The organism is Xanthomonas sp. WHRI 10207 (assembly GCF_040202975.1).
In the GTDB taxonomy this organism is placed as follows: Bacteria; Pseudomonadota; Gammaproteobacteria; order Xanthomonadales; family Xanthomonadaceae; genus Xanthomonas.
In genome coordinates, this window is sequence record NZ_JBEGDX010000002.1 from 383091 (window position 1) to 397947 (window position 14857).

The following is a 14857-nucleotide window of genomic DNA, read 5'->3' on the forward strand; positions in this document are numbered from 1 at the left end:
GCGCCCGCTAGCGGCTGCACAGTGGTTTTGTAAGCTGCTCTAAGCCGTAGCCGCAACGATCTGCAGATCCGCTACAGCCTGCGTCGCTTCGGCGATGATGCCCAGTGCGATGGTGTGCGGCGATGAGCGACCCATCCGCCAACCCGCAGGCAAACGCAGACGCGCAAGCGCGGCATCGTCATGCCCCAGCGCGCGCAATGCCTGCAGACGGGTGTCGCGCTTGTTCCGGCTGCCAAGGATGCCAATGCATGCCGCATCGGATGCCAGGCCGCGACACGCGACCTGCAGATCGATCTCGCTGTCGTGCGCCAGGCTGTACAAGGCAGTGCCGGCATCCAGCTGCACATCGTGCAACGCATCGCGTAAAGCACGGCGATCGTAGTGTTCCGGCGCAAGACCGGGCGGCGGCTCGCTGGGGCCGTGTGGACGCAGCACGCGCGTTTCGATGCCCATTTGATTGGCCAACGCCAGCAGCACCAGCAATGCCGGGTCCGCGCCGACCAGGACCAGCTGCAGTGGCGGGCGATGGACGCGCAGAAATTCGCCTGGACGTGCGTCGTGCACAGTCGATAGGTAGCGCACGCTTCCGGTACTGCGATCCAGCGCCACATGAAACGCGCGGCGGTGCTGGCGCGCATTGCGCCAGCGCGCCAGGTATTCGGACAGATCCGGCACCGGCCAGACCAGCACACCGATGCGACCGCCGCAGCTGAGCTGGATGTCCAGCACCTCGCTGCCTTCACCGTAGTCCAGCCACCGCGGCTGCCCGTCGCGCAACGTGGCCATGGCTTCATGCGCCACGGCCGCTTCGACGCAGCCGCCGGACACATAACCGGCAACCCGGCCATCTGCCCCGATCGCCATTTCGCTGCCCAGCGGGCGCGGCGAGGAGCCCTGCACCTCCATCAATGTCGCAATCGCAACCCGCTGACCGGCGCGGTGCCACGCCGTCAGCACCGGCAGCAGATCGTCATGCAATGCGTAGCTCGGCCATGCCGGCCACGCCGGCTCGGCCGGCGCTGCATGCGTGGCCGGAGCGACGACCGCGCTCACGCGCGCAACTGCTCGGGCAGATGCGGCAGCAGTTTTTCCAATGTCACCGGGTAATCGCGCACGCGCACACCGGTGGCGTTGTAGACCGCGTTGGCAATCGCCGCCGCCACGCCGCAAATCCCCAATTCGCCCACGCCCTTGGCCTTCATCGGCGAGGACATCGGGTCGCTTTCTTCCAGGAATATCACTTCCTGGTGCGGGATATCCGCATGCACCGGCACTTCGTAACCGGCCAAGTCGTGATTGACGAAGAAGCCGAAGCGCTTGTCCACCGCCAGTTCTTCCATCAACGCTGCGCCCGCGCCCATGGTCATGCCGCCGATCACCTGGCTGCGTGCCGATTTGGGATTGAGGATGCGTCCGGCCGCGCAGACCGCGAGCATGCGGCGGATGCGCACCTCGGCCGTGGTGATATCCACGCCGACTTCGACAAAGTGCGCGCCGAAGGTCGACAGCTGATGGGTCTTGGACAGGTCACCGAATTCGATCTTGTCCTCCACCACCAAGGCGCCGTTCGCTGCGGCATCGCCGAGTGGGATGCGCTTGCCGCCGGCACGCACGTGGCCGTCGGCAAACTCGGCCTTGGCCGGGTCCAGCCCCAGTCGACCGGCGATCGCTTCGCGCAGCTTGACCGATGCCGCGTACACGCCGGCGGTGGAACTGTTGGCGCCCCACTGTCCACCGGAACCGGACGATGCGGGGAAGCTCGAATCGCCCAGCCGCACGTCTACCCAGTTCAGCGGAACACCGAGCATCTCGGCAGCGGTCTGCGCAATGATGGTGTAAGAGCCGGTACCGATGTCGGTCATGTCGGTTTCCACCACCACGCGGCCGCCCTGCTCCAGGCGCATGCGCGCCCCGGAAGTCATGGCGATGGCGTTGCGGAATGCAGCGGCCACGCCCATGCCGACCAGCCAACGTCCATCGCGGGTACTGCCAGGCGTGCGCTTGCGCTTGGACCAACCAAACTGCTTTGCCCCATCTTCCAGACACTTGACCAGCTGCCGCTGCGAAAACGGCCGCTGCGGATTTTCCGGGTCCACCTGGGTGTCGTTGACGATGCGGAATTTGACCGGGTCCATCTCCAGCTTCTCGGCCATTTCGTCCATCGCCACTTCCAGCGCCATCAACCCCGGCGCCTCGCCGGGCGCACGCATGGCGTTGCCCTCGGGAAGATCCATTACCGCCAAACGCGTTGCGATCAGGCGGTTGGCTCCGGCATACAACAATTGGGTTTGCGAAGCAGCGATTTCCGGCGCACCGCCGGCGAGATCGCCCGACCAGCTTTCGTGTGCGATCGCGGTGATCTTGCCATCGCGCTCGGCACCGATGCGGATGCGCTGCACGGTGGCCGGACGATGAGTGGTGTTGTTGGCGATCAGCGGGCGCGGCAGCATCACCTTGACCGGCCGTTTGACTTCGCGCGCAGCCAGCGCGGCCAGCACCGCATCGGCACGCAAAAACAGCTTGCTGCCAAAACCGCCACCGACATATGGCGACATGATCCGCACGTTTTCGCGCGGAATGCCCAACGTCACCGCCAGGTCGCGCGCGCCCCAGTTGATCATCTGGTTGGATGTCCACACGCTGAGCTTGTCGCCGTCCCACATCGCAGTGGACGCGTGCGGCTCCATCATGGCGTGCGAGTGATCGGGTGTGGTGTATTCGGCATCCAGCTGCACCGGCGCTGCGGCGAAGGCGCCATCGAAGTCGCCGACGGCGCTATTGGGTGCGCCGCCTTCCTTGGTGACCTTGGCGCCATCGCGCGCTTTTTTCAGATCGTATACGCCGACCTGGCGGCCGTAATCGACCTTGATCAACTGGCCCGCTGCGCGTGCCTGCTCGAAGGTCTCTGCAACCACCACCGCAATCGCCTGGTGGTAGTGCTGGATCTCCGGGCCGCCCAGCAATTTGGCGGTATTGAGCTTGCCCTTGTGCAGCTTGCCGGCATTCTGCGCAGAGACGATACCGAGCACGCCGGGCGCATTGCGCGCCGCGCTCAGGTCGATGCTGCGGATCGTGCCCTTGGCGATCCCCGCACCCACGACGTGGCCGTAGGCAGCGCGGCCTGGCAGATCGTGATGTTCGTAGGCATACGGCGCTTGGCCGGTGGTCTTGAGCGGCCCGTCGATGCGATCGACGGGCTTGCCGACGACCTTGCGTTGATCGATGGGATTGGTACCGGCAGGAGTGTCGAATTTCATATCAGGCCCTCACGTCGGCCAGGATCGCGGTCAACGTGCGTTCCACCAGCGGCACTTTGAATGCGTTGTGTTCGGTGGGCTGTGCCCCGTCCAGCAGCACAGAAGCGATGGCGCGTGCACCCTGGCGCGACTGCGCTTCGGCAGCTTCGCTGCGCCACGGCTTGTGCGCCACGCCACCGACGCCGATGCGCGCGGTGCCGTCACGCTGCACAACAGCGGCAACCGAAACCAAGGCAAACGCGTAAGACGCACGGTCGCGCACCTTGCGGTAGACATGCGTTCCGCCAAGCGGCTTGGGCAAGGTGACGGCAGTGATCAGCTCACCACGTTCCAGCGCGGTCTCCAGATGCGGGGTCGTACCTGGCGCGCGATAGAAGTCGGCCAGCGGCAGCGCGCGCGTCTGTCCATCCGGCCGCACCGTTTCCACCGTGGCATCGAGCACACGCATGGCGATAGCCATATCGCTGGGATGGGTGGCGATGCAGGCTTCGCTGGTGCCAATGATGGCCAGCTGACGGTTGAAGCCGCCGATCGCCGCGCAGCCACTACCAGGCAGGCGCTTGTTGCACGGTTGATTGGTGTCGTAAAAATACGGGCAACGCGTGCGCTGCAGCAGATTGCCCGCCGTGGTCGCGCGATTGCGCAGCTGGCCAGACGCACCTGCCAGCAGCGCGCGCGACAGCACCGCGTAATCGCGACGAACACGAGCGTCTGCCGCAAGGTCGGTATTGCGCACCAGCGCGCCGATGCGCAAACCGCCGTCCGGCGTTGCGTCGATGGTGTCCAGGCTTAAACCATTGACGTCGATCAGATGCGATGGCGTTTCGATCTGCAACTTCATCAGATCGAGCAGATTGGTGCCGCCGGCGATGAACTTGGCGCCCGGCTGGCGCGCGGCTTTGGCCGCGGCATCTGCCGCCGAGGTGGCGCGCTCGTAACTGAAAGCCTTCATGCGCGCTCTCCGGCAACTTCGTTGATCGCTTCGACGATGTTGGAATACGCACCGCAGCGGCAGATATTGCCGCTCATGCGCTCCTGCAGTTCCGGCGTGGTGAGCCGGGTCTTGGCAGTCAGGTCCTCGGTCACATGGCTGGGAATGCCGCGTTTGACTTCATCCAGCACGGCCACTGCCGAACAGATCTGCCCCGGCGTGCAATAGCCGCACTGATAGCCATCGTGTTTGACGAAGGCCGCCTGCATCGGATGCAGTTTGTCCGGTGTGCCCAGGCCCTCGATGGTGGTGACCTTTGCGCCCTGATGCATCACCGCCAGCGACAGGCAGGAATTCATGCGCTGCCCGTCGACGATGACCGTACACGCGCCGCACTGGCCGTGATCGCAACCCTTTTTGGTGCCGGTCAACTGCAGGTGCTCGCGCAATGCGTCCAGCAAGGTAGTGCGGTTATCCAGTGTCAGCGTCACCGGCTTGCCATTGACTTCAAAGGCAACCTGGCTGGACGCGTTGGCAGGCTCCACTGCCTGACGTTGCGACACGGCAGTGGCAGCCATCGATTGGGTTGCGGCAACACCGGCTGCCGATGCCGTGCCAGCGATCAGTACTTCGCGACGGGTCATCTTGATGTTTCTCATGGCTGGCATCTCCAACAATGCTGGCTAATACAGTTCTTTATCAATGTGCAGGGCCGTCGGTCACAAGCGCGTGAGTGCGGCACTTGGGAGCGATGCAATCGGTCGTTGCCCGATTCTAGTTGTCGCCTGCCCGTGCATTGGCGTTGGAGCTGGCATGCGTCTATGAAACGTGCTCATCACTGTGCGGCGTGATTGAAGAGCGCCGCAGCGATACAACGGATTTCTGCATCATCCGCTGCGCGCGTGATCACATGCCGACCGCGACGCGCACCACCACCCCACCGTTATGAAACCGTGTCCGCCATCAGCAGATGCGTTGCGGGTGCTGATGCTGCAACGCATGAAAACATGCTTGCCTGGGCGCGCTGGCGTCGGCGTTGCAGCCAGCGCTCAGGAATCCACTCTCAAAACTCCAGCACGATCTTGCCCAGATGCCCGCCGGCCTTCTGCAAGGCAAACGCCTCGCCGATCTCGGTCAGCGCATAGCTGCGGTCGATGACCGGGCGCAGCGGCAGCCCATCCAATGCGCGCACCAGCGCTTGCTGATGCCGGCGACTGCCGACCACCAACCCTTGCAGACGCTGCTGACGCCCCATCATCTCGGCGGTCGGCACCGGGCCAGCCGCACCGGTCAACACGCCGATCAAGGCGATGTGCCCGCCCACCCGCGCGGAACGGATCGATTGCGCCAGCGTGCCGGGTCCACCGACCTCGACCACATGATCCACACCGCGTCCGTCGGTGATCTCCAGCACCTGCCGCGACCACTCGGCGTGCTGCCGATAGTTGATGACGTGATCGGCACCGAGCGTGCGGACCTTTTCCAGCTTCTCGTCGGACGAGGACGTGGCGATCACGCTCGCGCCCATCGCCTTGGCGAACTGCAGCGCAAAGATTGACACGCCGCCGGTGCCCAGCACCAGCACGGTATCGCCCGCTTTCAGGCCGCCGTTGACAACCAGCGCCCGCCAGGCGGTAACGCCAGCGGTGGTCAAGGTGGCCGCCTCTGCGTGGCTGTAACCGACCGGCGCATGGGTAAATGCCTGCGCAGCGGCCACAACCGCCGTGCGTGCATACCCATCGACGCCATCGCCTGGCGTGGTCGCAAAACCGGCGTGTAGCGGCTCGCCATCCAGCCACTGCGGGAAAAAGGTGGACACCACGTGGTCGCCGACGGCGAACTCGTCGACCTCCGGGCCAATCGCTTCGATCACGCCGGCGCCGTCGGACATCGGGATGCGTCCATCGGCCGTCGGCATCTGACCTAGCACAACGCCCAGATCATGGAAATTGAGCGAGCTCGCATGCAGACGCACACGGATCTGCCCGCGTGCAGGCTGGCCCGGATCGGGCAATTCAACCGACTTTAGTGCGTTCAGACCGGCGGGATGCGAGAGACGAATGGCGCGCATGGGGGATCTCCTCAGATGATGATTCGAACCCAGGGATAGCACGCGTACCGTGATGCGAATGCAGTCGAGCTGGCTTGAAAAGGCTGCAGCATGTTGCCTGTCGGTGACTCGCTGCCGATGGCGCGATATCAGAACCGGCAACGGGATCTGCGTGCTGCACCGCGTTGCAGCGTACCGGCTTGCCGCGCTCCAATGCGCTGCAAATCACAAAATCGCATTGCGCAACCGTGTTTGCACGCGGTAGCGACCGCAGCGACGCGTAGGCTGGCACACCGGTTGCATCGCCCAGGTGTCTGGACAGGTAGCCACAGTGACATCACCCACCAAGCGGCGTCGGCAACGTGCACAACGCATTGCGTTGCACTTCGTGCTGACCATGGCGTGCATGCTACTGCTCGGTTCGGAGTACTGGTCCATCCATGAAGAACGTGCATCCGCGCTGCGCGGTGCCGAAGCGCAGTCGTTGAACCTGGCTAACTCGCTGGCGCAGCATGCCAGCGACACCATGTCGATCGCCGACGCAGTGCTGTCCGGCCTGGTCGCGCGCGTCGAGCACGACCAGGGAAATACCAGCGCGCGCGCAGCAATGCACGAATTTCTGGTGCGCGAGGCAAGGCGTTCGGACCGCCTGCATGGCATCTTTATCTACGCGGCAGATGGCAGCTGGGTCAGCTCGTCGCTGGATAGCACACCCAAGACGCATAACAACGCCGACCGCGCCTACTTCAAGTATCACCGCGACCATCGCGATGCGTTGTCGCTGGTCGGCGCACCGGTCAAAAGCCGCTCCGATGGCAGCTGGGTGCTGACACTGAGCCGCCGGCTCAACGGCCCGGACGGCGACTTTGCCGGGGTGGTGCTGGTGACGCTGCAGCTGAAGTATTTCCAGCAGCACTACAGCACCTTCGACGTCGGCCCGCACGGCACCATCGGCATGATCAACGACGATGGCATCGTGCTGTTACGCCGGCCCGACAAGCAGGGCGTGATCGGCAGCTCGATTGCCGGCACCTCGATCTACGTCACCATGCGCGCGCGCCGACATGGCACGGCGACCTATCGCTCGCCGATCGATGGCGTAGAGCGCATCTCCAGCTTCGCCCCGGCACGGCCGTATCCGCTGAGCGTGCTGACCGGCGTGTCGGTGGACGATGCGCTGGCCAATTGGCGGCATGCCGCGGGCCAGCGCATCGTGATCGCCACGCTTGGCTGCGCCCTGCTGCTGGGCGTGGGCATCTGGCTGGACCTGCAGCTGCGCCGCATGCATCGCAACGAAGCCAAACTCAGTTCCGAGGCCTGGGTGGATGCATTGACCGGCGTCGCCAACCGACGTGCGTTCGACTATCGGTTGTCGCAGGCCTTGCAGGATGCAGTACGCCTGCAATCGCCGTTATCGGTGCTGATGATCGATGTCGATCACTTCAAGCTCTACAACGACACCTATGGCCATGTGAATGGCGACGCCTGCCTGCGCCTGATTGCCGGCGCCATCGCCGGCTGCTCGCGGCGCAGCAGCGACGTGGCGGCGCGGTATGGCGGCGAAGAGTTCGGCATGATCCTGCCGCATACCGATGCCGCCGGTGCGCTGCGCCAGGCCGATGCCGTGCGCAGCGCGGTGGCCGAACTCGGCCTGATGCATCTGCCGAGCCCAACCAGCGCGCACGTCACAGTTAGCGTCGGCGCCGCCACCTTCGAACCCGGCGAAGCACCGTTGACCCCCGACGCCATCGTGCACGACGCCGATTCGGCGCTGTACCGCGCCAAGCAGAGCGGGCGGGATCGTACGTCGGCCTGATCCAGATTCCGGCTCTGCTGCGTTGCCCGGCCTCACTCCACTGACTGACCCTGCCGTCACCTCGCCCTCGGCGCACCCGTGGATCCGCGCAGCATCAAGCTGAAATCCAGCGTCTGCTGCAGCGGCACGTCCACCCTTTCGATGATGGCGAGCAGCAGGTTGACCGCGCGGACACCGATCTCTCGCATGGGTTGGCGGATGGTCGTCAATGGCGGCGTGAGGTAACTCGACGACGCCAGGTCGTCGAAGCCGACAATGGACAGGTCGTCCGGCACGCGGATACCCAGGTCCCGGCAGGCGGCCAGGGCGCCCAGCGCCATTTGATCGCTGAAGCAGAAGATCGCGGTCGGCGCGGGCACACGGGCCAGTAGCGCCATCGCAGCCGCATGGCCGGATTCTACCGAGAAGTCGCCCGGCACGACGGTCAGTTTGCGCAGACGGCCGCGTGCCTTGCCGGAGGCCCGGGCCCCTTCCAGGCGTTGCTGGTGCAGCGGATTGTCGGGCGGGCCGCCCACCACGGCGACCCGCTCGTGCCCCAGTCCATACAGGTGTTCCATCATGGCGCGCGCGGCGGCCGCGTTGTCGATGTGGACGCTGGGGATGCCAAGCGCCGGGTCGAACTCGCATCCGTTGACCACCGGCGCGGCGGCGCCTAGCTGCTTGACGATCTCACGCGCCGTCGGCGGGAGGCCGTGCCCCAGCACGATCAGGCCGTCTGCCTCGTTACGGAGAAGCATCTGCGCGTAGCGCTCCTCGCGATCGGGCTGGTGCTGGGTATCACCCAGCAGGACGGCGTAGCCGACGGCCTGCGCCGCGTCCTCCGCACCCTGCAGGATCTGGGCGAAGAATGGATTGGCGATGTCCGGGACGGTAACCAGGAGCTTGCCGCTGCGCTGGGTCTTGAGCGTCCTGGCCACTGTGTTGGGGACATAGCCCAGCGCCGCGGCGGCCTGCTCGATGCGCGTGCGCGTGGCGGGCAGGACTTTTTCCGGCCGGGAAAGCGCCCGCGACACCGTGCCGGCGGTGACACCAACGTGCTTTGCGATGTCGTAGATGGTTGTAGCCATGACCTTGATTCTTCTTTCTGCTGTGCAGTGCACAACGGGTCTTGCGGAAAGCCCATGCTAGGATGATTCAATCGATTGCATGAGGGCGAATTACGTTGAAGACGCTCAAGGGTCCGGCGCTATTCCTGGCACAGTTCATCGCCGACACACCTCCCTTCAATCGCTTGGACACACTGGCCGGTTGGGCTGCGGGCCTGGGGTATTCTGGCGTACAAGTGCCGACCAGCGCGCCGCACCTGTTCGATCTGGCCCAGGCCGCGCAGAGCCAGGCGTACTGCGACGACATCGCCGGCATGCTGGCCGGGCACGGGCTGCAAGTCACCGAGTTGTCGACCCACTTGCAGGGGCAGCTGGTCGCCGTACACCCAGCCTACGATCAGCTGTTCGACGGATTCGCACCGTCAGACAAGCGCGGTAACCCCGCCGCCCGCCAGGCCTGGGCGGTTGAACAATTGCTGTTGGCGGCCAAGGCCAGCCAGCGCCTGGGGCTGACAGCGCATGCCACGTTCTCCGGCGCGCTGGCCTGGCCTTACTTCTACCCCTGGCCGCAGCGGCCGCCCGGGCTGGTGGAAGAAGCCTTCGCCGAACTCGGCCGCCGCTGGCGCCCCATTCTGGATGCCTTCGACGCCTGCGGCGTGGACCTGTGCTTCGAGATCCACCCGGGCGAGGACCTGCACGACGGGGCGACCTTCGAGCGCTTCCTTGATGTCGTAGACCATCACCCACGCGCCAAGATCCTGTACGACCCCAGCCACTTGCTGCTGCAGCAGATGGACTACCTGGGCTTCATCGACCGGTATCACGCGCGCATCGGCATCTTCCATGTCAAGGACGCGGAGTATCGCGCCAGTGCGCACAGCGGCGTCTACGGCGGCTACCAGGACTGGATCGATCGTCCGGGGCGGTTCCGTTCGCTCGGTGACGGCCAGATCGACTTCAAGGCGATCTTCTCGAAATTCGCGCAATACGATTTCCCGGGCTGGGCGGTGCTGGAGTGGGAGTGTTGCCTGAAGCATCCGGAAGACGGCGCACGCGAGGGTGCGGCGTTTATTCGGGACCACATCATCCGCGTGACCGAACGCGCGTTCGACGACTTTGCCGACAGCGGCGCCGATCCGGAATCGCTGCGCCGCATGCTGGGGACATAGAGCGTGTTATGCGTCTCGACGCGCCGCAGGACGCTTCGCACTCACTTCAAAGTACATCACACGCTCTAAGCCAATACCGCCTGGGAGGGCAAGCCATGAGGCACACCATGTCGCGCTTGGGCGCGATGATGTTTCTGCAGTTCTTCATCTGGGGAGCGTGGTTCGTGACCCTGGGCACGTACCTGGTGCAGGGCCCCCTCAAGGCCAGCGCGAGCCAGGTGGCGACCGCATTCCTCAGCCAGTCCATCGGCGCCATCTTGGCGCCCTTCCTGGTCGGCTTGGTCGCAGATCGCTACTTCGCGGCGCAGCGCATCCTCGCGGTGCTGCACCTGGCAGGTGCGGCGCTCATGTGGCTGGCATCCACGGCGACGAGCTTCGGCATGTTCTCCGCCTGCGTCATGGGGTACATGCTGCTGTTCATGCCGACGCTGGCACTGGCCAACAGCGTGGCGATGCGGCACATGCAATCGCCTGAAAAACAGTTTCCGCCGGTGCGCGTCGCTGGCAGCGTCGGCTGGATCGTGGCGGGCGTGATGATCGGCTGGCTGGGCTGGGAACAGGCGCACCGGCTCGAACTGACGTTCCGGATGGCGGCGATGGCATCGCTGGCCCTGGGCCTGTATGCCTTCACCCTGCCGCACACGCCGCCGCTGGCGCAACAGCGCGACGCCGGACTGGGACAGATGCTGGGACTGGACTCGCTGCGGCTTCTGAAGTCGCGCTCCTATTTGGTGTTCTTCCTGGCATCCATCGCCATCTGCATCCCGCTGGCGTTCTACTACAACTTCACCAACCCGTATCTCAACGATCTGGGCGTGCGTGGCGCAGCCGGCCTGCAATCGCTGGGGCAGGTGTCCGAAGTGCTGTTGATGCTGGCCATGCCGTTCCTGTTCGTGCGGTTGGGGGTCAAGACGATGCTGGCGCTGGGCATGGCAGCGTGGGTGCTGCGCTACGTGATGTTCGCCTTTGGCGATGCGGGTAGCGGTTTCTCCTTGCTGGTGATCGGCATCCTGCTGCACGGCATCTGCTACGACTTCTTCTTCGTCACCGGCCAGATCTACACCGATGCGCATGCCGGCCCCGCCGCGCGCAGCAGCGCGCAGGGGTTCATCACCCTGGCCACGTACGGCGTGGGCATGTTGATCGGCACGTTCCTGTCCGGCGCGGTCGTGGAGCACTACACCACGGCGGCGGGCCCGGACTGGCAGCAGATCTGGCTGTTCCCGGCAGGCGTGGCGTTGGTCGTGTTGATCGCCTTCCTGTTGCTCTTCCGCGACCGGCCTGTCGTCGCGGCCACGCCCTCCACGCCCTGAGAACCCACCCGATGAGCAAGCTTGGAATCGCCATCGTCGGCACCGGCATGATCGGCGCCGTGCATCGTCGCGCGGCGCTGCTGGCCGGTGCCGAGGTCCGCGGCATCGCCGCCTCTTCCCCGCAACGCGCACGCGACGTGGCGCAGTCATGGGGTGTGCCGCGCGCCTATCGCGACATCGAGGAGGTGGTCGCCGATCCGCAGGTGCAGGTGGTGCACGTCTGCACACCCAACCATCTGCACCGCGCCATGGCGCAGGCGGCGCTGCAAGCCGGCAAGCACGTGATCTGCGAAAAACCCCTGGCCACCACGTTGCAAGACGCCCAAGCATTGGTGGCACTGGCCGCCTCGACCGGGCTGGTTGCCACGGTCCCCTTCGTCTACCGCTATCACCCGGTGATCCGCGAGGCGCGCGCGCGCATCGCGCAGGGCGAGCTGGGGCCGCTGCGCCTGATCCACGGCAGCTATCTGCAGGACTGGCTATTGGACCCTGCCAGCAACAACTGGCGCGTGGACCCGGCGCTGGGCGGCGCATCGCGCGTGTTCGCCGACATCGGCTCGCACTGGTGCGACCTGGTGGAATGGGTCGGCGGCGAGCGTTTTGTCGAGGTCAGCGCTGCCTTCGCGACCGTGATCGCCGAGCGCGGCGCCCTCACCGGTCAGAGCTTCAGCACGCCGACGGCGGGCGGCGCGGTGCAGGCGGTCGCGAGCGAGGACGTGGCCGCAGCGATGTTCAGAACCGGCGCGGGCACGCTGGCGTCATTGACGGTCAGCCAGGTCTCGGCGGGACGCCGCAATCGTCTCTGGTTCGAGATCGATGGCGCCAGGGCCAGCGTGGCGTTCGACCAGGAAGACGCCGAACGGCTGTGGATCGGCCTGCCCGACCAGCGCGAGGAAATCTTCGTACGCGGGCCGGGTGCCGGCAGTGCCGAACAACGCCGGCTGTCGACGTTGCCGGCCGGGCATGCGCAAGGCTATGGCAATTGTTTCGAGGCGTTTGTCGCCGACACCTATCGCGCCATCGAAGGGGAGCGGCCGGAAGGCCTGCCTACCTTCGAAGACGGAGTGCGCTCGGCGTTGATCGTCGATCGCGTCATCAAATCGGCCAGGACGCGCGCCTGGACGGCCATCGATTGAATCCCGGGAGGACTTCTTCATGCGTACAGCCCTATGCAGGACCGCAACCCTCGCACTGCTGCTCCTCGTCGCCCTGCCCGCCTTCGCGCGCGACGCCGCCGGCCCGCAAAAACCCATCGCGGTGCAGATGTACACGCTGCGCAACGCCGGCTCGCTCGACCAACAGCTGAAGATCGTCCATGACGCGGGCGTGGGCGCGGTGGAAACGGTCGGCATGCACAACGTCAGCGCTGCGCAACTCAAGCAGCTGCTCGACAAGTATTCGATCAAGGCGATCTCGTCGCACGTGCAACTGGCCGAACTGCGCAAGAACCTGGACGCCGTGGTGGCCTTCAACCGGTCGATCGGCAACACGACACTGGTAGTGCCTTACCTGGAAGAGAAGGATCGGCCGACCGATGCCGCAGGCTGGACCGCATTGGGCCAGGAACTGGGCCAAATCGCGAAGCGGCTACGTGCCAAGGGCATGCAACTGGCCTACCACAACCACGACTTCGAACTGGTCGACTTCAATGGCAAGACCGGTCTGGAACTGCTGTTCGCAGCGGCGGGCCCCGATCTCAAGACCGAGTTGGACCTGGCCTGGGTTGCGCGCGCAGGCTACGACCCGGCGGTGATGCTGGGCAAGTTCAAGGGCCGCATGTTCGCAGTACATGCCAAGGACAATGCCCCGAAAGGCCAAGCCGAGGACGAGGGCGGCTTCGCCTCCGTCGGCCAGGGCGTGCTGGACTGGAATGCGATCCTGCCTGCCGCAGCGGGTGCCGGCGTGCGCTGGTACATCATCGAGCACGACCGTCCGCGCGATCCGGCCACGGTTATCCAGACCGGTGCTGACTACCTGCGTGAACAACTGCCCGCCGGCGCGCATCGCTAGCGCGCTAAGGAGCCTCGCTTGAAAACGATCCTGACAATCGCCGTGGCTTTGCTGGGGGGGACGTTTGCGACCACGGCGTGGTGCAAGGACGACCCGACGGCCGGCGCGCAGCTCTACGCAACGCACTGCACGGCCTGCCATGGTGCCAATCGCGCGGGCGTCCCACCTACGTTCCCCGCGCTTACCGACGTGGGCAAGCGGCTGCCGCCCGCGCAGATCAAGGAAAAAATCAGCAAGGGCGGCGGGTTGATGCCGCCCTTTTCGCAGCTGTCGCAACAGGAAGTCGACGATATCGCCAGCTTCCTGGCGCAATAAGAGCAACTCACAAAACGACTGCGCAGCCGCCAGGCGGGCACGGCCGGTGCGCGGTACGGCATGTACCACTCGTACGCTGCGGTTGCTGCGCGCCGCCCACGCCCACCTGACGACTGCTCGCTACGTGTTGTTAGCCGCTCTCAGCGACCGGCGCCAACTGCGCGCCGGCGTTCCGGCGTTACAGCTCGCGCACCCAGATATTGCGGTAGCTGACCTTGGAATCGTGCTCCTGCAGGAAGATCGGCGCGCACGCGTGTGGCGAGTACGACGGGGCGCCGATGTACTCGGTCTTGCCCGACAGGACGGTGTCGTTCTGCGCCAGCACGCCGTTATGGAGGACGGTGATGCGGGCCGGTGAGGCGAGCCCACCCCCCGGCGAAAAGCGGGGCGCCTTCCAGATGATGTCGTAGGCCTGCCACTCGCCCGGCGCACGCGATGCGTTTACCAGCGGAATGGCCTGCTTGTAGATCGCGCCGGCCTGGCCGTTGGCATAGGTCGGGTTGTTGTCGCTGTCGAGCACCTGCAGCTCATACAGTTCCTGCAGGAAGATGCCGCTGTTCCCCCGCTGCTGGCCTTCGAAACCTCGGGTCGCGGTGGGCGTGCGCCACTCGACATGCAGCTGGATGTCGCAGAAGCGCTGCTTGGTCCGGATGCCCTTGCTCCCCGGGACCACAGTCAGCGCGCCGTCGGCAACGCTCCACGGTGCACGACCGCCCTGCTCCGACTCCCAGGCGGAGAGATCTTTGCCATCGAACAGCACGATCGCATCGGAGGGCGCGCCGCCAGCGCGCGTGGCCACGATCGCGGGTACGGGCGTCCACACCTCGGTCTTGGCCGGATCGCGCGACGGGTCGCCGCTGGTCTGCGCTAACGCAGGCGCTGCGGCCAGCAGGCACGCCACCATCAGCAGGGGCCTGGTCATCGTGTTCCCGGGGAAGTGGCGCATCGGC

13 protein-coding genes and 1 other RNA gene are annotated in these 14857 nt (G+C 65.5%); 7 read left to right on the top strand and 7 right to left on the bottom strand.

Annotated elements, in window-relative coordinates; translation table 11 throughout:
* Positions 1-39: 39 nt before the first annotated feature.
* The 5 genes from ABQU90_RS07270 to ABQU90_RS07290 form a co-directional block, all read right to left on the bottom strand.
* Complete coding sequence (locus tag ABQU90_RS07270; protein ID WP_323521279.1) at positions 40-1053, bottom strand: XdhC family protein; 1014 nt, start codon at positions 1051-1053, stop codon at positions 40-42.
* Entirely contained in the window at positions 1050-3257 is a 2208-nt protein-coding gene (paoC, locus tag ABQU90_RS07275) for an aldehyde oxidoreductase molybdenum-binding subunit PaoC (RefSeq protein WP_323521280.1), read from the bottom strand. The genes ABQU90_RS07270 and paoC overlap by 4 nt, the downstream gene beginning before the upstream one ends.
* Before the next feature lies 1 nt (position 3258).
* Positions 3259-4209, bottom strand: a complete 951-nt coding sequence (locus ABQU90_RS07280; RefSeq protein ID WP_323518535.1) for an FAD binding domain-containing protein — start codon at positions 4207-4209, stop codon at positions 3259-3261.
* Positions 4206-4847, bottom strand: a complete 642-nt coding sequence (gene paoA, locus ABQU90_RS07285) for an aldehyde dehydrogenase iron-sulfur subunit PaoA (RefSeq protein ID WP_055849752.1) — start codon at positions 4845-4847, stop codon at positions 4206-4208. Before paoA ends, ABQU90_RS07280 begins: the two co-directional genes overlap by 4 nt.
* A gap of 404 nt (positions 4848-5251) precedes the next feature.
* Complete coding sequence (locus ABQU90_RS07290) at positions 5252-6259, bottom strand: zinc-dependent alcohol dehydrogenase family protein (protein ID WP_323521281.1); 1008 nt, start codon at positions 6257-6259, stop codon at positions 5252-5254.
* Positions 6260-6569: 310 nt separating this feature from the next.
* On the opposite strand from ABQU90_RS07290, the gene ABQU90_RS07295 reads away from it, so the two are divergent.
* A complete protein-coding gene (locus ABQU90_RS07295) occupies positions 6570-8054 on the top strand; it encodes a GGDEF domain-containing protein (RefSeq protein ID WP_323521282.1) in 1485 nt (494 codons plus the stop codon).
* 56 nt (positions 8055-8110) lie between these two features.
* On the opposite strand, the gene ABQU90_RS07300 is transcribed toward ABQU90_RS07295, so the two are convergent.
* A complete protein-coding gene (locus ABQU90_RS07300; RefSeq protein WP_323521283.1) occupies positions 8111-9121 on the bottom strand; it encodes a LacI family DNA-binding transcriptional regulator in 1011 nt (336 codons plus the stop codon).
* 95 nt (positions 9122-9216) lie between these two features.
* Here ABQU90_RS07300 and ABQU90_RS07305 point away from each other — a divergent pair, with 95 nt between their 5' ends.
* From ABQU90_RS07305 to ABQU90_RS07330, 6 genes are all read left to right on the top strand, one after another.
* Positions 9217-10269, top strand: a complete 1053-nt coding sequence (locus ABQU90_RS07305; protein ID WP_323521284.1) for a sugar phosphate isomerase/epimerase family protein — start codon at positions 9217-9219, stop codon at positions 10267-10269.
* A 95-nt stretch (positions 10270-10364) separates the two neighbouring features.
* Entirely contained in the window at positions 10365-11582 is a 1218-nt protein-coding gene (locus ABQU90_RS07310; RefSeq protein WP_323521285.1) for a nucleoside permease, read from the top strand.
* 11 nt (positions 11583-11593) lie between these two features.
* The gene (locus tag ABQU90_RS07315) at positions 11594-12718 is read left to right on the top strand and encodes a Gfo/Idh/MocA family protein (protein ID WP_323521286.1); all 1125 of its coding nucleotides are present in this window, start codon (positions 11594-11596) and stop codon (positions 12716-12718) included.
* A gap of 19 nt (positions 12719-12737) precedes the next feature.
* Positions 12738-13592: a sugar phosphate isomerase/epimerase family protein gene (locus tag ABQU90_RS07320; protein WP_323521287.1), complete on the top strand. Its 855-nt coding sequence runs from the start codon at positions 12738-12740 to the stop codon at positions 13590-13592.
* An 18-nt stretch (positions 13593-13610) separates the two neighbouring features.
* Positions 13611-13907 carry a c-type cytochrome gene (locus tag ABQU90_RS07325; protein WP_323521288.1) on the top strand — a complete coding sequence of 99 codons (297 nt, stop codon included), beginning with the start codon at positions 13611-13613 and terminating at the stop codon, positions 13905-13907.
* Between the two features lie 60 nt (positions 13908-13967).
* Positions 13968-14043: non-coding RNA, sX9 sRNA (locus ABQU90_RS07330), on the top strand.
* 42 nt (positions 14044-14085) lie between these two features.
* Here ABQU90_RS07330 and ABQU90_RS07335 read toward each other — a convergent pair.
* The gene (locus ABQU90_RS07335) at positions 14086-14829 is read right to left on the bottom strand and encodes a 3-keto-disaccharide hydrolase (RefSeq protein ID WP_323521427.1); all 744 of its coding nucleotides are present in this window, start codon (positions 14827-14829) and stop codon (positions 14086-14088) included.
* Positions 14830-14857: the final 28 nt, after the last annotated feature.